Source organism: Paenibacillus sp. 1781tsa1, assembly GCF_024159265.1.
In the GTDB taxonomy this organism is placed as follows: Bacteria; Bacillota; Bacilli; order Paenibacillales; family Paenibacillaceae; genus Paenibacillus.
The window spans coordinates 5,803,937-5,821,721 of the sequence record NZ_JAMYWY010000001.1; the positions used below are offsets into that span (position 1 = coordinate 5,803,937).

14 protein-coding genes and 1 pseudogene are annotated in these 17,785 nt (G+C 44.2%); 2 read left to right on the plus strand and 13 right to left on the minus strand.

The window, feature by feature from the left end; all coding sequences use genetic code 11:
* Window positions 1–18 precede the first annotated feature (18 nt).
* Complete coding sequence (locus tag NKT06_RS26100; RefSeq protein WP_253440725.1) at window positions 19–438, minus strand: YutD family protein; 420 nt, start codon at window positions 436–438, stop codon at window positions 19–21.
* A 14-nt stretch (window positions 439–452) separates the two neighbouring features.
* A complete protein-coding gene (lipA, locus tag NKT06_RS26105) occupies window positions 453–1,352 on the minus strand; it encodes a lipoyl synthase (RefSeq protein ID WP_253440726.1) in 900 nt (299 codons plus the stop codon).
* 241 nt (window positions 1,353–1,593) lie between these two features.
* Between lipA and NKT06_RS26110 the strand changes: the two genes are divergently transcribed.
* Window positions 1,594–2,664: a M23 family metallopeptidase gene (locus tag NKT06_RS26110; protein ID WP_367399876.1), complete on the plus strand. Its 1,071-nt coding sequence runs from the start codon at window positions 1,594–1,596 to the stop codon at window positions 2,662–2,664.
* Between the two features lie 175 nt (window positions 2,665–2,839).
* On the opposite strand, the gene yunB is transcribed toward NKT06_RS26110, so the two are convergent.
* The 4 genes from yunB to zwf form a co-directional block, all read right to left on the minus strand.
* Window positions 2,840–3,721 (minus strand): sporulation protein YunB, encoded by an 882-nt coding sequence (gene yunB / locus NKT06_RS26115; protein WP_253440727.1) that lies wholly within the window; start codon window positions 3,719–3,721, stop codon window positions 2,840–2,842.
* Between the two features lie 261 nt (window positions 3,722–3,982).
* On the minus strand, window positions 3,983–4,627 hold the full coding sequence (gene fsa, locus NKT06_RS26120) for a fructose-6-phosphate aldolase (protein ID WP_036605718.1): 645 nt from the start codon (window positions 4,625–4,627) through the stop codon (window positions 3,983–3,985).
* 86 nt (window positions 4,628–4,713) lie between these two features.
* Entirely contained in the window at window positions 4,714–5,607 is an 894-nt protein-coding gene (gene gnd / locus NKT06_RS26125; RefSeq protein ID WP_062838007.1) for a phosphogluconate dehydrogenase (NAD(+)-dependent, decarboxylating), read from the minus strand.
* 537 nt (window positions 5,608–6,144) lie between these two features.
* Window positions 6,145–7,599, minus strand: a complete 1,455-nt coding sequence (gene zwf / locus NKT06_RS26130; RefSeq protein ID WP_253440728.1) for a glucose-6-phosphate dehydrogenase — start codon at window positions 7,597–7,599, stop codon at window positions 6,145–6,147.
* A 415-nt stretch (window positions 7,600–8,014) separates the two neighbouring features.
* Between zwf and NKT06_RS26135 the strand changes: the two genes are divergently transcribed.
* Window positions 8,015–8,335 carry a winged helix-turn-helix transcriptional regulator gene (locus tag NKT06_RS26135; protein WP_036605715.1) on the plus strand — a complete coding sequence of 107 codons (321 nt, stop codon included), beginning with the start codon at window positions 8,015–8,017 and terminating at the stop codon, window positions 8,333–8,335.
* Window positions 8,336–9,156: 821 nt separating this feature from the next.
* Here NKT06_RS26135 and NKT06_RS26140 read toward each other — a convergent pair.
* The 7 genes and pseudogenes from NKT06_RS26140 to NKT06_RS26175 all read right to left on the minus strand — a co-directional run bounded on the left by NKT06_RS26140 (window position 9,157) and on the right by NKT06_RS26175 (window position 17,685).
* The gene (locus NKT06_RS26140; protein ID WP_253440729.1) at window positions 9,157–9,432 is read right to left on the minus strand and encodes a hypothetical protein; all 276 of its coding nucleotides are present in this window, start codon (window positions 9,430–9,432) and stop codon (window positions 9,157–9,159) included.
* Between the two features lie 31 nt (window positions 9,433–9,463).
* On the minus strand, window positions 9,464–10,777 hold the full coding sequence (locus NKT06_RS26145) for a Tle-like phospholipase domain-containing protein (RefSeq protein ID WP_253440731.1): 1,314 nt from the start codon (window positions 10,775–10,777) through the stop codon (window positions 9,464–9,466).
* A gap of 78 nt (window positions 10,778–10,855) precedes the next feature.
* Entirely contained in the window at window positions 10,856–11,137 is a 282-nt protein-coding gene (locus tag NKT06_RS26150; protein WP_253440733.1) for a hypothetical protein, read from the minus strand.
* Window positions 11,138–11,307: 170 nt separating this feature from the next.
* A pseudogene (locus NKT06_RS26155) lies at window positions 11,308–13,798 on the minus strand (DUF5704 domain-containing protein); the annotation flags it as partial.
* A gap of 881 nt (window positions 13,799–14,679) precedes the next feature.
* Complete coding sequence (locus NKT06_RS26165; protein ID WP_253440739.1) at window positions 14,680–15,996, minus strand: S-layer homology domain-containing protein; 1,317 nt, start codon at window positions 15,994–15,996, stop codon at window positions 14,680–14,682.
* Between the two features lie 90 nt (window positions 15,997–16,086).
* Entirely contained in the window at window positions 16,087–17,382 is a 1,296-nt protein-coding gene (locus NKT06_RS26170; protein ID WP_253440741.1) for a Tle-like phospholipase domain-containing protein, read from the minus strand.
* Window positions 17,383–17,403: 21 nt separating this feature from the next.
* Window positions 17,404–17,685, minus strand: coding sequence for a hypothetical protein (locus NKT06_RS26175; RefSeq protein WP_253440743.1), 282 nt, complete (start codon window positions 17,683–17,685; stop codon window positions 17,404–17,406).
* Window positions 17,686–17,785: the final 100 nt, after the last annotated feature.

The window sequence follows — 17,785 nt, forward strand, 5'->3', positions numbered from 1 at the left end:
CCAAAAAAGCGGTCCTTCTCAGGAACCGCTTTTTGCTTTGGCTTGAGGCTGATCTTTGCTCTTCTGAAGCACAAAATACGCACAGCCAAAGTTACAATATTCATTAATATAATCCACCATACTGGCGATCGTGGAATCCTTTGTCGCTTTTGGATGGTTATCACGGTAAAAACCTTTTAACCTTAACTGGCTATAACCCCAGTCTCCGATAATATAATCATAACGCTCCAGCACCTCACTGTAACGATCACGGAAGACTTCTGGATTCCAGCCTTCTTTATGGTTCTGGACGATTTCATAATTTTTGCCGCCGATCTGTACAATGACCGGTTCTTTGGGCTTTTCTTCAACCGTTTCAACAACCGATTCCTGAACTGGCTCCTGGATTTGCTCCTGGAGTTGGTCCTGAATCTGTTCTGCGCTTTTTTCTTCTTCCAATCCGGTATCCTCCATCACGCGTGTGTTGCCGCCTGTTCAGCATGTTTGGTAGCCGATTTCACCTGTTCATGCGCATGGTAGGAGCTGCGTACCATCGGGCCGGACTCGACGTGGCTGAACCCACGTTTTAATCCTTCCTGTTTCAATGCAGCGAACTCCTCTGGCGGATAATACTTTTCAACATACAGATGTTTCTCCGATGGCTGCAAATATTGACCAATCGTCATAATATCACAGTCCACCGCACGAAGATCATCCATTGTTGATAAAATTTCATTATATTCCTCACCTACACCAAGCATAATGCTTGATTTCGTTGGGATGTTAGGTTGCATTTCTTTGGCACGAGCAAGCAATTCCAGTGAACGTTTGTATTTTGCCTTGGCACGCACTTTGTCTGACAACCGCTCAACCGTCTCAATATTGTGATTCAGAATGTCCGGTTTGGCATCCATTACAATCTGCAAAGATTCCCGATCGCCCAGAAAGTCTGGAATGAGCACTTCAACGCTGCACAATGGCAGCCGCCGCCGTACGGCCTTCACCGTCTCTGCAAAAATCGTAGCTCCTCCATCCTTCAGATCATCACGGGCTACACTTGTAATGACGCAGTGTTGCAGATTCATCTGCTCTGCTGCTTCCGCCACACGTTCTGGTTCCTGCAAATCAAGCTCCGTTGGCAAGCCTGTATTCACCGCGCAAAAACGGCATGCCCTTGTGCAAATATCGCCCAAAATCATAAAAGTGGCCGTTCGATTGGCCCAGCATTCATAGATATTCGGACACCGCGCTTCCTCACATACCGTATGCAGCGTTTTGGAACGCATCATCGTTTTCATTTCCTGATAGTTATCGCCGGTTGTCAATTTGATCCGAATCCAATCCGGCTTCGGTTCTTTAACACGTTTAGCCAATGCATAAACCTTCTTTCTAACTGAAGTTAGGCTGTTGCTCGGAACATATTATACCATGAAAGCGTTGGAAAAACCCCCATTTGTCACATCTTCTGCATTCATGCCTGATATGGACAATTTGCTGCATTCGATTCATCCCAAGTGCTTACATGGATAAAATGAGGACTTTTGAAGAACGCTAACCTTTAGCTTGGTTCATCGGGTACCTTGTATCATTCTATTGGAAAGGGGCTGCTTCCCAGTGCAACAACGCTTGACCTCCAGGCACACGTACCGATTTTGGATCAAAACATTACTTGCAGGTACGCTGCTTCTCCCATGTTTATCTGTTGACGTTTACAGTGAACCTGTCGGGGCCGCTCCCAAACCACAGGCTGCCGAGTTAAAGCCTGCAGAAATTTTCGCTGCACGTCGCCATTTATATGAGACCATCGGTCAGATGACTCAGATTCCCTGGTACAGGCTAGCCGCAATTGATCAGTATGAACGAACGATTACTCGCGCACATCCAAAGGATCGCAAGCATCCAGAGCGGCTTACAGGTATCTTCATGACTCCTCCAGCCTGGAGAGGATGGCTAAATCCTGATGAGACGGATCAACATCCGGAATCCATTCTTTTTTTCAAAGGATATGGACGTGATGGATCAGGAGACGGTATTGCGGATGCCAACAATGATCAGGATGTGCTGTACAGCATGGCTTCTGTTATTCAAGGTTACGGAAACAAGCAAGAGGACTTCAACATTGCCTTGTGGGAATATTATCACAACTCCCGTGCTGTGCAACGGATACAGCAATTCGCGAAGTTATATGAGCATTTTGACAATCTGGATCTGTTTGGACATGCCTTCCCGGTTCCGCTCGGAACCAATTACTCCTATCGCAGCACCTGGGGGACGAAAAGAAGCTGGGGCGGTTATCGCATTCATGAGGGAACAGACATCTTCGCTCCACATGGTCTGCCGGTACGCAGCACCTGTTATGGGGTCGTGGAGATTAAAGGCTGGAATCCGTTTGGCGGCTGGCGCATCGGTATCCGGGATTTGAACAATCATTATCACTATTACGCCCATCTCTCGGGTTTTGACAAAAGTGCACGCATCGGTGAAGTTGTTATTCCTGGTCAGGTTGTGGGTTGGGTTGGCAGTTCGGGTTACGGTAAACCTGGGACACAGGGCAAATTCCCTCCGCATCTGCACTATGGGATCTACCGGGACAGCGGACTGCACGAATGGTCGTTCGATCCTTATCCACAGCTGAAACATTGGGAACAGGATGAACGCAAACAAAAGAACAAGAAAAGTAAGTGAGACGAGGATAAGCACGATATGCGGAAGGAATTCGGAGTACACCTCAGTCTTGATCCAAACCTGTAAACTGGCGGGATTAAGTCGATTTTCTTCGGCTGAGAGTACGATAAGCATTCGAAAAAGGGTCCTCTTTAATAGAGGCCCCTTTCTTTGCTTTGCATTTAAAATTTGTGTATCACGGCTGCGTATCCTTGTTAGACTGCAAGCCCCCATTCACATCAGGAAGATCATCCGGCTCAAATTGTTCAAGCTCGTTCCCTTGCAAATGGTCTGACGGGGTCTGTTGCTGGTTCTGGCTAGGGGGATTCGTAGTCACTCCATTACCGCTTGAAACACCCGTATGACCTGATGGCAGCGCAATAGCTGGGGCATTACTTCCGTTACTGCCTACCGGCTTGCCCTGATTATCGTAATAATACATCGGCACATCCCCGACAACCAGAAGGTAGGAAATCGGGATTTCCGTATCGACCGTTTCGGGCTCCATGTCGAAGGGCACCACGACGGCGACCTCAGCAATGATGTGAATGTACACTTCCACCAAAATCATGTTAATACCCGCATTTTGCTGACGGGTGTTCAGGTCCACTTTGACAGCGCCTTGGGGCTCAATACGAACCGGTATACTCGGGCCAAATGAAGCCATCACCGGACTCCCCAGTGCCTGCCCCAGTGGAATTTTTTCTTTTAACATGTGTACATTCTGCAGTGTGGATTGCACAATGTTCATCGTACTTGCGGTGATTCGCATATGCTCATTGTAGTTCAGCATGAAACCGGACACTTTCCCGGCGGTATCCGTCTTCCAATCAATCAATCCTTCGTTGGTTTTGCCATCTGCAACCTGTGCTGTAATCGCCTTGTTGATCGCTTCGGTCGCAATTTGCTTCACTCTGATCTTGGCCAAGTGCATGATGGGGGGCTTCATTTTCTTATCCACATAAGCAAAGCCCTGCATCAAACAAAACGCAGTGACCAATAAAATGATCAACCACATTTTGCGCTTGCCGCTTGGCGGCTTACGGCGTTTCCGGCTTCGCCATTTTCTTCTCATCATCGAAGTGTCCCTCCCCTGCGGGATGAGCTATAGGCTATAGTTAACCTTATGCACTGTTGTCCCGAAAAAGAAGGACAGTACGTGGACACTGGACAGAAAGTAACAATAACATTAAAGGGACAAGTACTCCTCATTGGCTAACCTAATCGGTAATCGGAAACTATGTAAACCGAGATAAAAAAACCTTTCGCCCGCAGATTCCTCTGCAAAGCGAAAGGTTTTATGTTCAGACCGCCCAAAGACTTGAGCACTGGTAGCCATTTATTTCGGAACAGATTCCCAGTCTTTCAGGAAACGTTCAATCCCGCTGTCTGTCAGTGGGTGCTTCCAAAGTGTCGGCAGAAGCGAACCTGGAATGGTGGCAATGTGCGCACCGGAAAGGGCTGCATCTTCGACATGTTTGATATTGCGAATGCTTGCTGCGATAATCTCGGAAGGCAGATCATACATGTCCAGAATAAGACGCAGATCACGAATCAGTTTCATACCATCCACCGCAATATCATCCAGACGCCCAACGAATGGACTGATATAAGTTGCACCAGCTTTCGCTGCCATCAAACCCTGTGCTGCGGAGAAGATCAGCGTTACATTGGTTTTGATCCCTTTTTGCGTTAACTCATGGCAAGCATACAGCCCATCTTCGGTCATCGGCAGTTTAATAACTACATTCGGTGCCCATTCTGCAATTTCATAAGCTTCCTTCAACATATCTTCGGCTTTGAGACCGATAACTTCAGCACTGACCGGGCCTTTAACAACGCCACAGATCTCCTGAATGACTTCTTTAAATACGCGACCTTCTTTGGCAATCAAAGACGGGTTAGTCGTGACTCCATCTACCAGACCCAGACGTTCGATCCGTTTGATTTCTTCCACATTCCCTGTATCCAAGAAAAATTTCATGATATGTTCCCTCCACTTGATGAATTCGTAAACACGATATAAGTTATTACCCGATGTCCATCATATGTTAACAGTTATATATAAAATTAATTTTTCTCTACAGCGTGACCGCCAAATTCATTACGCAATGCCGCTACCACTTTACCTGTAAATGTGTCTGTCTCCAGGGAACGATAACGCATCAGCAAGGACAAAGCGATAACCGGTGTAGCGGTTTGAAGGTCAAACGCCGTTTCTACCGTCCAACGTCCTTCACCGGAAGAGTGCATTACGCCTTTAATTTCATCAAGGTTCGCATCTTTGGAGAAGGCACGTTCTGTCAGCTCCATCAACCAAGAGCGGATAACAGAACCGTTGTTCCATACGCGTGCTACTTGTTCGAAGTCGAAATCAAATCCACTTTTCTCCAATACGTCAAAACCTTCACCGATGGATGCCATCATACCGTACTCGATACCATTGTGGACCATTTTCAGGAAGTGACCGCTGCCCGCTTTACCAGCATACAGGTAGCCGTTCTCTACGGAAGTATCTTTGAATGCCGGTTCAACGATGGCCCAAGCTTCAGGGTCTCCACCGATCATATAACATGCTCCATTACGTGCGCCTTCCATACCGCCAGATGTACCTGCATCCATGTAGTGAATGCCTTTGGTTTTCATCTCTTCGTAGCGACGGATGGATTCTTTGTAGTGGGAGTTACCCGCTTCGATAATGATGTCGCCTTTGGACAACAATGGGCTAACTTCAGCCAATACAGCATCTACCACGTTGTGAGGAACCATGATCCACAATACACGTGGGGATTCGAGCGAAGCCACCATCTCTGCGTAAGAAGATACGCCTTCAGCGCCGTATTCTTTCATTTCATTTACTGCTTCAGCGTTCAGGTCAAAAGCAACCACTTCATGTTTGTGATCAATCAAGTTTCTACCCAGGTTCAATCCCATTTTTCCTAATCCGACTAGTCCAAGTTTCATTTTAAAATCCTCCTGTTATGAACATTGTTTAAATTTCATGTGCGCTCAATATTAAAAATAAGTGCTTAACGTTTGGCGAAGTAACCGTTCCGGTAACGAATCGTTCTTTTGATCGCTGTTATCCCCAGATTTTTTTTGAATCTCCTATATAGGAGAAAATCCGGGGATAAAGGCGAACGCTTTGCTTCTACAGAATCGATTTCGTCCCCTACACTACATTCTCAGCGTTTAAGCCAACCCATTTTCAAAACTGAGCAGCTAATCTATATTCAAAAATTTTCACGGCCTTCCGGCCACATAACCGGAAGGGCTTATGCAAAATTGGAACGGTATAATTCGTAAAAAATACTTCATATATATCCGCATTTTGCTTCATCGATCCAGTTCGCTCCCAAGTATAAACGCTCTAGGCGAATAGAAACATGTCGTTCTGTATCCTGCTGACTTGGAAGACGCATATGGGTTGTGCAAAATGTTCATTCGTGACCAGAACGGATTATACCGCTCTTATCTCTGTGCTCACTTTTTCGATTTCACTTACCACCAACGGTAGCCATCTTCGGCTGTCAGGCGATCTGCTGAATCTGGTCCATGCGAACCTGCACTGTACGTATCCAGTGGCACGCTGCCAGCTTCGAATGCTTCCTGAATCGGTTGAACCCACTGCCATGCCAGCTCCACTTCGTTCCAGTGAGCGAAGAAGGTGGAATCACCACGCATAGCGTCAAAGATCAGATTCTCGTACGCTTCAGGGATGTTACGTTTGCCTGAGTTGAAGGTCATATGCATCGGTTCCACTTCACCATGGTTCAATGGATTCTTCGCATTTAATTGAAGGGAAATACTTTCTCCCGGACCAATTTCAATCGTAAGCAGGTTAGGTTCCGTTGTGTTCTCGGATTCATGACCCGTTTTGAGTGGCGATTTGAATTCAACCACGATTCTCGTGGATTTCTCAGCCAGACGTTTACCTGTACGGATATAAAATGGTACCTCGCTCCAGAATGGATCATCGATCCACAGTCTTGCGGCAACATAGGTCTCGTTCTGAGATCCGGCAGGGATGCCAGGCTCGTCCAAATATCCAACAACCGAGGAACCTTGCAATTCACCTGCTGCATATTGCGCACGAACAACTTCAGAGGCAATATTTTCTTTCGTCAAAGGACGAAGCGCTTCAGCAATTTTTTGTTTTTTGAATTGAATTTCTTCCGGTGTGCAACGTTTTGGCAGATGCAAACCAATCATCATAAGCAACTGGAGCATATGGTTTTGGAACATGTCACGAAGCGCACCACTTTGGTCGTAATACGCAGCACGTTCTTCAACACCCACCGTCTCACTTGCCGTAATCTGTACGTTGGCAATATAACGGTTAGACCACAAGGCCTGAATTACCGGATTCGCATAGGTAAGCGTCTCAATATTTTGAACCATTGGTTTACCAAGGAAATGGTCAATGCGATAGATCTCTTCTTCCGCAAAGGTATTGCTCAGTTTCTCGTTCAGATCACGAGCCGATTGCAGATCGTGTCCGAAAGGTTTTTCGATAATCAGTTTTTTCCAGCCTTTGGTGTTACCCAAGCCACTTTCTTGAATGTTCAATGCGATCGGCTCAAAGAATTCCGGTGCCACCGACATGTAGAACATGCGATTTTCGGGAATGTTAAGCTCTTGTTCACGCTGTTGAACGAGTTCCAACAATTTGGTGTAATCTTCAAGCTTCGTATTATTTAAAGAACAATAACGGAAAGCGCCAATGAAATCACGAACCTGAGATGCTTCTTCAGGGGTCTGACGAGAGAATTCATGAAGTGACTTTTCTACATTTGCCTGAAAGTCCGCATCCGACAATTCACGCCGTCCCAAACCAATAACGGAGAAGGATTTCGGCATTTTCTGATCCATGTACAAGTTATATAATGCAGGGTAAATCTTACGTTTGGCTAAATCGCCTGTTGCCCCGAACAGGACAAATGTCATTGCATCCATTGGAGTGCCTCCTGTGATCTGTGCAGTATAGTATATGATGTTGCAAAATGTTCAAATCCAAGCATGACAAAAGACGGAATAAGTGGGTGTGTTCCCCGCCTTGCCTCCGTTTATATAACACACCTGAATTTAACCATGGAACATTCCTTCTCTCCACAACCTGTATTTAGGTTATAAATTGTAACCATTTGAATTAACGTTACCCATATTACACCTGTCGTCACAATTCGTCAATAATCGTGTCGAACCTGTGAACTCCAGTGTTTATAGGCTTTTTATTTGATGATAACGCTTTATGTGGTAAGATTAAGAACAATTGGTATGTGACATTTTACACATATGGCCTGTGGACAAGTAGGTTACAATAAGTATACTAATGATATTACAGGCAATACTAAATCAAAGGAGTACAATCATGAGCGATGATGAGAATGCCAAGCAAATATGCACAAAAGTGGAACAATCTTATCAGATCATTGGCCGAAAATGGGTAGCCCTCATTATTCATGCATTGATGGAGGAGCCCAAACGCTTCAGTGAGATTCACGCTTATATCCCTGACTTGAGCAAACGTGTGTTAAATGAGCGAATGAAGGAATTGGAGGAAGAAGGACTCGTGGTTCGTCATGTGGTCACGGAACGTCCAGTTCGGACTGAATATATGTTGTCACGAAAAGGCACGGAACTAGGGAGAGCACTAAGCGCTGTGGAACGTTGGGCTGATAAGTGGCTATAACCTTTTGAGAAATCCATATTGTTTATATAACTTGAAGGTCCCGATGTGCAATCCCGGAGGTGGAGTATCGCATTTAGCAACTGGCTAGTGCAATCCGCATCCGGGATTTTTTCAATTCAAATGGTGAATACTAATTATATTGAGACACGTAATAACGCTATTTTTTTTGCAATCCAAATTCAAGCTAACTGTTTCATTTAAATTGTTGCTGATACTGTAGCGGGGTCATCCCCGCTCATTGGGGAAATAACTAGATGCAATACGATCCATTTTGGAACCGACACGCCTGCCTATCTCTTCACCGAAAGCGTAGTTGTATCAGGCAACAAATAGGCTGATTTCAAGCTTCAAGCTGTTACATATTCCGAAATGCCGTTACCTGTCTCTTGGCAAAAAATGCGGAAATCATACGATTTGGATAAGTGAACATCTACTGCCATTTAATCTAATTCGAGGTCATATTTGAAATGTTTTTTAATTCATTTCATCATCTTTTCCTATACTACAAATGGCGTAAGTCCGCTAATTTTAGTAGCACTTAATTTTGATCCCTCTTTCTGTTGGTCATCACCAGAGGGATTATTATTATCTGGAATTGATCTCAAATTTAATTGGATGGAAGCATCGGGTCTATTGGTTTAGGGAGTTATAGACTCAACAAATGAAGCACAAAAAGATACCACCTCATTATTACGTAAGGTGGCTTTTTTAGATATTCATAATAATAACTTATTATTTTGGATTAGATTATTATTTTAAGTTTTAGCCAATTTCTTATAAAAAAACTGATTTTTATGTAAAATTAAAATCTCAATACACAATCAATAATTTCCATCAGCATCCTTTATCCTCTTGATGGCATCTAACATTTCCTGTTTTTGTTTGAGTAGTAACTGTGTCCGAGTATCCAACTGATAGAAGAACACTTCCACCTTGATTCGAAGTTTATCTGCTGATTGTCCCTTCCAGGTATTTAGCTTCTCATACAATCCTCGTGCTTCTCTCTCGTTTTCTCTTAATTCGCTAAGGATAAGATCCAACTCTTGTTCTGCCTGTAATAACTGATCCAAATCCATGGCTATACTGCTTCCACTCATTTACATCTTCCTGCCTTTCTACACATGTTCGTTAAGCTACTGTTCCACTATCGGCCTGGATAAATAGATCAGCCTTGTTCTGGATATAATCTACAAGATCTGATGTATGTTCCAGATGCCATTCATCTAACTGCTTAATACTCATCTGAAGATCCCATACAATTGGCACAAGCCGCTGACTGTGACTGCTCTCGGTGTACTCAAAAAAGTTCCGTTGGATTCGCTCAAAGGTACGGCTCATATCCTGCGCTTGGCGACTCCATTTCCCTGCGATCTCCTTCAGTTCCTCTGGCGTTAACTCAATGGTTCCTGCCGAGTACCCACCTACAACGTTAACCACAGACTTGAAACCTTTGGATAGGGTATCCCATGCTTCACGTGTATGATCCAGGATGTTATGATCCGAAGGTTTTCGCGGAGAGTAACTCACTCGTTCACCCGTAATTTCATCATACAATGTATTGTCGATATATCCATCCTCATCGAAACTGTAATGTTTCATATCGTGATATCCAGGACCATCCTCAAATAATGTATCCTTAACCTTGGCCCAAACATTCATCCCATAGTTCTTATTCGCATCTGCATAATTTGAATTAATAAGAAGCGTAGATCCCACATGCCGCTCATACCCCTCAAAGAGACCGCTCGCAATACCATCGCCAGGATGTATGAAATTGGTTACTTGTCCATCAAACTCCCCTTCCTCGGCTTTCCTTCTCATCTCTGGCGTCAACGCGGCCACAACGGTTGGTGCACTAAACGTGACAGCATCGAGTCCCGTATACACCGCTGCATATTGCGCATTGGCACCGCCAAGGGAATGGCCCGTAAGTGTGAAGTCTGCATCAGGATACTTGCCCTGCAGCTCCTTCACATAATCTTCCGCTTCATATAACTGATTATCTGGTCCAATATCTTTACTCATTCTCTTTCGAGTATCTCCCATGAGATTATTAAGCCACGTAATCCCTAGTGCATCTTCGGTGCCCTGAATAACTCCCCCCCAGGATTCAGGCCATGGATTGTATTTTCTATCGAACGTGGCTTTTATTTCGGGTAGACCAATATTTAGAACATCAGTTTTTAGATCAGGGTACGCCCTCTCCAGAGGAGCACTTCCCTCGGTTCCCCGGAAAGCAATGACGGCTTGTTTGGTTTCAGGATTATAAAAAGTAACAGCATCCATTCCTGATGTGTTATGCTTCTGATCTAGTACTTCCCATCCAGGGAGTATTCTAATTTCTTCTCCTGTTACATAATCACTATAAGCTGCTTCAGACATTTTCTGATAAACCTGATCCGTTAGCTCTATTTTACTTTTTCCACTACCATCCTTACTCATTCTTAAAGCCGACCCCCAAATTGAATAGACTCATAGTCACTTCCCCTTACCCCTAACTTAATAAAAAAATAAAACATCTCAGTTATAGGGGTCGAATCCCCGTATCTTAAGCATATTATGAAATTCTTTGCTGAACGAGAGCAATTCCGCTACATTAGATTCATAATTTACTGAGACATTAAAATGCTGATCTTTATGTCCTGTTACATAACCATATATTGTCACGCGGGCTATAGCCATTTTAGGGAGCAACTGTCTCCTTGTTATGGTTACCTCCAAATTGTAAGAATCTTTTAGAAATTGAATAGCAACTGCTTCCGAGCGGTCTATAATTTCTTGATCCCGATCTTCTTTATTCACTCCTGAACACCCTCCTAATCCTAATATCCCAAAGATTATTGTGACAAATACGACACTCTTAATTATCCGGGACATGACCATCCCTCACTTTATCGTTGTATTATTGCGAAGCAGATCGAAGAATGCTCGATAAATAGCTTTCTTCGATCATTTCACTATTTAATATTACCTTAATGCGGTACCTGCGCACTGAAATCATCCCGGCTGGAGCGATCGGCATGGTAAAAGACCACGTCTCCGTCCCGCAACGTAAAGCTATTCCCATAGCTATCCTCTACCTCACGCTGGAACCCTTCCAGCAACCATTGATTCATCAGCGGGGCATGGATATATTGCAGATGCGGTGCCGCCAGATTTCCCTCTCGAATGGACTCGAAGTTAAAGTTCACCACGATATACCCATCCTTCAAGAAGATTGGCGATTTAGCATCCAATCCGCCATGCGTACGTCCATACTCCGCCAAGTTTGTTCCCGCTTGAACCACATAGGGCTCGGCGGGTAGACTGTATTCCCCGTACCATTGTTGAATGGCTGCATTCGCACGCAGGACATCGGCGCTGGCGGTCGTTGGAATATTCGTTTTCGGACCAATAAACGTTCGCAATTGCTCTGGCATAAGCAGTAGGCTATATCCGCCTACCGGAGTTTTCATTTTCGTGAATTTGTCTCGATAGTACTCTTGATAGGCTCGTTCACTCATCATCCCCGGATGGATTTCACCATATCGGTTGTATTTGTACGTCGCTGTATCTCGTAGTTGTTCGGACGGAACTTGACGTAGCCGATCGTTCAAAATCACGAACCGCTTCACTTGATCTTCTGTCGAACCGATGCGAATAAAGTTGCGCTGGTTGGTGGAGTAATACAGATCCACCGGCACACGTGTACTTCCATCCTTACTCACAAAATCAAAGGTTGGCGTGAGACGAATGCCATCTCGTGGGCCAAACATGTTGCCTTTCGTTTTAAAATCAAACTTGAAGTGATATCCCGTTTTCACCGCCACATTCTGATACCCTTGCAGGGGGTGACTGCCCGGACGAATCGGGACGGTAAACTGGGGTTTGTTGCCCCGCTTGTCTCCGTCGATACCCTGCGTGCCGGTCCAGTAAGTGATCCAGGTCGGCGCAAGACTATTTTTGAAACGGCGGAAGACCAGCTCCCAGTTATAGTCGGCGATATCGGTAATCTCAAAGTCATATAGTCGCCCAATGACCTCCACAGATACTTCGTCCGAAGCGGCGTGGTAGTACAGGTTTGTGTTGGCATCGGGCTGGGCGTCGATCTCCGGCTCGGTACTGAAATGCGACGGGGCATTTTCAGCAATATTCCTGAATTCCACCTGGTAGTCTCCTTCATCTACCCACACGGGCAGATAGAAGGTCGTATCCAGTACCGGTACTTGGATATCGATCCACGTATTTCGCGGATAAAATTGCGTTCGGTCAGCACTGTACACGTCAAATGGAAACCGGACTTGTTTGATCCGATAATATTTAGCGTAATCCCGATCGCCATATCCCGGGTAGGCCCCCGCATCCAGATGTTGTCCGCTGGTCGGGATGCGAACCGTGAACGGCCGCTCCAAAATGAGCGCAGACCGACTCTTGTTCGGCACCGTTTTCTGGTTATGCGGCTGATCATCTGATACGAGCGAGTAGTTCACCACTGGCGTATGGACGGTGACGGTGTTGATGGAATTGATCGGAAAAGTCCTTCCTTCGCTACCTCCCAAGGTTGTAGGATGAAGCGCATACTCAATCTCCCCCGTCGACTCTGTATTCGCCCTGTTCAAGCGGTCCTGGGGGATTAACAGCTGATCTGCGTACAACACCTGCTCTCCGGTGTTTTTATACGAACCGATCTTGGTCGGTGCTGGGATTTGCGTCGGATCCGGTCCATTTTCAAACGACAGTGCTGCCATCCATTACCTTCGTGGTTAAACCTTCCCACGTAAAGTCAAGTGCATCATTCTTCACATCAGGCGGGCCCGTTTGACCCTCAGCTATGCGTTTAAGCAGCTCTGTATCATCCGGTACTTCAGGCGGATCATATCCATCGCCTGCCACCACGTCGGGAATGAAGCTAATTTCCCCCGTTTCCTGCGGCATCACATGAATCTCCACCTCCTCATCATGCTCCATCTCCAGGTCGGGCGGTGTATACCCCTGAGGCCAGAGCGTGATCCGACCACCATCAGGGAGAGCATAATTCTCCATCTCCGCCTGATCAATGGAATACAGTTCCACGTTATTGATCTTCCAATAGCTGTAATTCCTCTCAAAGCTGAACTTGTACTGGTGTGGATATTCATCGGAACCTTGAGTATCTGGTTGCGGAATTGTTGTGCCATTAGGGCCCGGTAGAGCTGGTTGTTTAACCTTCCAATTACGGGCATAGGTAATATCTGCGGTACAATCATAGGTAATCGTCCCTTTCTGTTTGCCAAAGGTATGCTGGAACAGATAATTCATCGCCCACGTATTGGCATACAGGTGCTCCGAAGTCGGGATCCCCCGCGTGGCATCAAAATGAATGCCGTTGGTTGGGTCATCCGCCAGAATATGCCCTTGGGCCCCCGGATCCATAAATGAAGTTTGTGGTGAAGCTACTTCATTCGGGGGATTGATGGTAGGTTTGCAGACTGCCCTCCCGTCTGGGATAGGATCATCAGGAATAACTGTCGTTACTTTACGATATACACCTACTACATTCGTACCTCCAAGATAATTTGTAAAATTTCTTTCTGATAACTTTGCATTTCTCTCTGGATCACCCGTTTGTACAAAATTCTGTTCATTTAACTTCCGTTTAGACTGAACATACGACTTCACTAGCTTATAGGTATCACCTTGAAACGGATAAGTTTTATCTAACATTACTGTATCTACTGGTTTACCTACTGGCCAATTTTTATCTACATCTTCAATGTCGCTCTCTACTTTTGCAGAATACATCTCTGTCCCTTCACTAGTTCGATATATCTTGGTAACTGGATAGAATCCATTCACTTTTACAGGAATATCATAGTACTGTCTGAACTTACTTGGGTCAGCCCAACTTTCAGCATTCTTTATACTCTGAAGAGTCACGAAATCCGTATTAGGTCTGGATCCGTTAATAACATGAAATATAGAGCTTAACCAAATCTGTCCACCATTGGTTATCTTCTCGAGTCCAGCAGCTTCTAAAGCATCATTCACTTGATTAACAGGAATATTGAAATATGTAGTAACCGTTCCATTAGTATTATGTACTTCTCCTACCTGAGTAATTCTGACTACACCATGCGGCCCCCCTTGTTGAGGGGCACAATTGGTTGAGGTGCATCTTGCATTACGAGCTATTGTGAATCCGACCGTTTTATACCGAATGGATGTGGTTGCTCCTGTTGAGGTTGTACTAAATTTAATTGAACCTGACGGCTCAAATTGAATATCATCTGCAGCATATGCTACAGGTTTGATACTGAACACAACCAGTAATTCTATTATTAATGAAACCATCAAAAAACATAAGACGAATCTCTTGAGAAGCTTCTTCATTTCACTTCACGTACTATAGAGTTGTCACTAAATAATGTAGCCATGCCACTGACCTTCAAATCATACGTATTTGAATTCGTAGATAACGGAATATCTGCATATCCTGCATATTTTTTTCCTTTTTTAAAGGTATCAGCATCTATGAAACGTTCATCAAATATGATGTTTTCGTATTTAATGTAAGATTTGATCTCAAAACTAAACTTAGTTCGAATAAAATAACCAGCTAACTTATCCGCATCAGTCACCATAGAAGGTTCTGCTACCAAAGACCCTGTCATGATGATTTTGTTTTCCTTAACCCACTTCACATATCGTCTCATATCCGCAAGTACCACCCTGAAAGCCTGATTGTGATATGTAAATAATGTATTGGCCCATTCTTCATCAATTGTTCTGTAGTCTACGTTAAGCATTAAGTTATAGTAATTCTCCGTTGTTTGTTTCCATTGATCCATTAGAGCCTTGTTGTTAAAGTTTCTATCCATCTTGGCTAGTTGAGCAGAAGTTGTATCCACAATAATATTGGGCTTCATCTCATACATCTCGTTCGGATAGTCCTCCAAAATATACGGGAAGTCTTTTGCATTTCTAGGCAAATTGGTGGTTCGAATGACACGTCCCCACGGATCGCGCTCCGCATTCTTCGCTTTTTCTGCATTCTTTAAAGCCACTGTATCTACTTTCAGTGTCTGTCCACTTCGCACTTTACCAATTCGGTCTACAACGGTTAACGCTTGAGCACGAGTGGTTGTACCCTCGGGATCGAGCTTTCCGTTTCCCGTACCCGAAAGTAACCCATTTTTTACAGCAAGATATAGAAAATCATAATCATCTGTACCAATCTTCCCAATGGCCCGTGCCGCCACGTGTACCATTTCCATGCGCGTCATGGGTTTAGACCAATCTGAGGATGGAAAATCGGATTCAACATACAAATGATTGACTTTAGCAGATGTGACGTATGTATCATACCACTGCACACTGGACTTTGTAGGCTCTACCTCATAGCCCAGTGAACTAACTATGAGCTTTAGAAACTCTGCACGCGTTACTTTATTTTCCGGATAAAACATGCCATTGGGATAACCACTAACAATCCCTTTATCCAGCGCCGCCTGAATACTGGATACTGCCCAATGCCCTTGAATATCCTTGAATGATATTTTTTGTCTCGCGTCACGATCTGTATTTGAATTCAATGGCTTGCTATTTAAGCTACCATCCAAGGAAATTGATGTTTCCGCATGAACCTGAACTGTCGCTGCTAAAAGGGCTATTATCGTACTCAAGACAATTACTTTCTTTTTCATCTGTGTTGTCCTCATTTCTATAACAATAGTTAATTTCTTCAATATGTAATTTCTTGCTGTCACATATGCTATAAATAAACTTTAGAACTACTAAATTCCCACACCGCTATCGGCCTGGATAAATAGATCTGCCTTGTTCTGGATATAATCTACAAGATCAGTGGTATGTTCCAGATGCCATTCATCTAACTGCTTAATACTCATCTGAAGATCCCATACAATTGGCACAAGCCGCTGACTATGACTGCTCTCGGTGTACTCAAAAAAGTTCCGTTGGATTCGCTCGAAGGTACGGCTCATATCCTGTGCTTGGCGACTCCATTTCCCTGCAATCTCCTTCAGTTCCTCTGGCGTTAACTCGATGGTTCCTGCCGAGTACCCACCTACAACGTTAACCACAGACTTGAAACCTTTGGATAGGGTATCCCACGCTTCACGTGCATGATCCAGGATGTTATGATCCGAAGGTTTCCGAGGAGAGTAACTCACTTGTTCTCCCGTAATTTCATCATACAACGTATTATCGATATATCCATCTTCATCGAAGCTATAATGTTTCATATCGTGATATCCAGGACCACCCAGTGTATCCTTTATTTTATCCACAGCACCGTAACTTGCATTAAAATCGTCATAATTTTTATCAATCACAAGGGTTGAGCCCACATGCCTCTCATACCCTCCAAGCATACCACTTGCAATGAAATCCCCAGGATGAATGAAGTTGGTCACCTGACCATCGAAAGCCCCTTCTTCTGCTTTCCTGCGCATTTCTGGTGTTAATGATGCCACGACGGTTGGTGCACTAAACGTGACAGCATCTAATCCCGTATACACTGCTGCATATTGTGCATTAGCCCCACCTAGTGAATGCCCCGTGAGTGTGAAGTCTGCATCCGGATACTTGCCCTGCAACTCCTTCACATAATCTTCCGCTTCGTATAACTGATTATCGGGTCCGATATCTTTACTCATTCTCTTTCGAGTATCTCCCATTAAATTGTTAAGCCACGTAATCCCTAGTGCATCTTCAGTACCCTGAATAACTCCCCCCCAGGATTCAGGCCATGGATTATATTTTCTATCGAACGTAGCTTTTATTTCCGGTAGACCAATATTTAGAACGTCCGTTTTAAGATCAGGGTACGCCCTCTCCAGAGGAGCACTCCCCTCGGTTCCCCGGAAAGCAATGACGGCTTGTTTAGTTTCAGGATTATAAAAAGTAACAGCATCCATACCCGATGAATTATGTTTTTGATCTAGTACTTCCCAACCAGGGAGAACGCCTATTTTCTTACCAGTTTCATAATCCTTATACGCTTCTTGCGACATTTTCTTATAAACAAGATCAGTAATCTCTCTATTATTTGAACTCTCTTTATTCATTAAAATGTCCACCTTTCATTGTCATTCCAATTTGTATGGATCGTAACCTTCATTTAACAAAAAATTTTCTAATTCTGGGCTAAAACTAAATGACTCCGCTCTGTTTTCTTCATAATTAATGGAAACATTAAAAGATTGTTCTTCATGTTGAGAAACATAGCCATAAAAAGTAACCCAACTCATTGCCATTTTAGGTTGCATTTGTTCCCTAGTAATTGTCACATCCAAGTCATATGTTTCTTTTAAATACTGAATAGCAGTGGCCCTCGAACGGTCTATAATTTCTTTATCTTTTGTATCCACTCTTGAACACCCTCCTAAAATGAAAACTATCATTATGGTAAATGTAATTATCTTTATCATCCGGGACACAACCATCCCTCACTTTATCAATCTATTTGCA

What these genes read in the sequence shown, in the direction of transcription:
- yunB (WP_253440727.1), bottom strand. Translation starts at nt 3,721, where the DNA reads ATGATGAGAAGAAAATGGCGAAGCCGGAAACGCCGTAAGCCGCCAAGC.
- fsa (WP_036605718.1), bottom strand. Translation starts at nt 4,627, where the DNA reads ATGAAATTTTTCTTGGATACAGGGAATGTGGAAGAAATCAAACGGATC.
- gnd (WP_062838007.1), bottom strand. Translation starts at nt 5,607, where the DNA reads ATGAAACTTGGACTAGTCGGATTAGGAAAAATGGGATTGAACCTGGGT.
- zwf (WP_253440728.1), bottom strand. Translation starts at nt 7,599, where the DNA reads ATGGATGCAATGACATTTGTCCTGTTCGGGGCAACAGGCGATTTAGCC.
- NKT06_RS26135 (WP_036605715.1), top strand. Translation starts at nt 8,015, where the DNA reads ATGAGCGATGATGAGAATGCCAAGCAAATATGCACAAAAGTGGAACAA.
- NKT06_RS26140 (WP_253440729.1), bottom strand. Translation starts at nt 9,432, where the DNA reads ATGAGTGGAAGCAGTATAGCCATGGATTTGGATCAGTTATTACAGGCA.
- NKT06_RS26145 (WP_253440731.1), bottom strand. Translation starts at nt 10,777, where the DNA reads ATGAGTAAGGATGGTAGTGGAAAAAGTAAAATAGAGCTAACGGATCAG.
- NKT06_RS26165 (WP_253440739.1), bottom strand. Translation starts at nt 15,996, where the DNA reads ATGAAAAAGAAAGTAATTGTCTTGAGTACGATAATAGCCCTTTTAGCA.
- NKT06_RS26170 (WP_253440741.1), bottom strand. Translation starts at nt 17,382, where the DNA reads ATGAATAAAGAGAGTTCAAATAATAGAGAGATTACTGATCTTGTTTAT.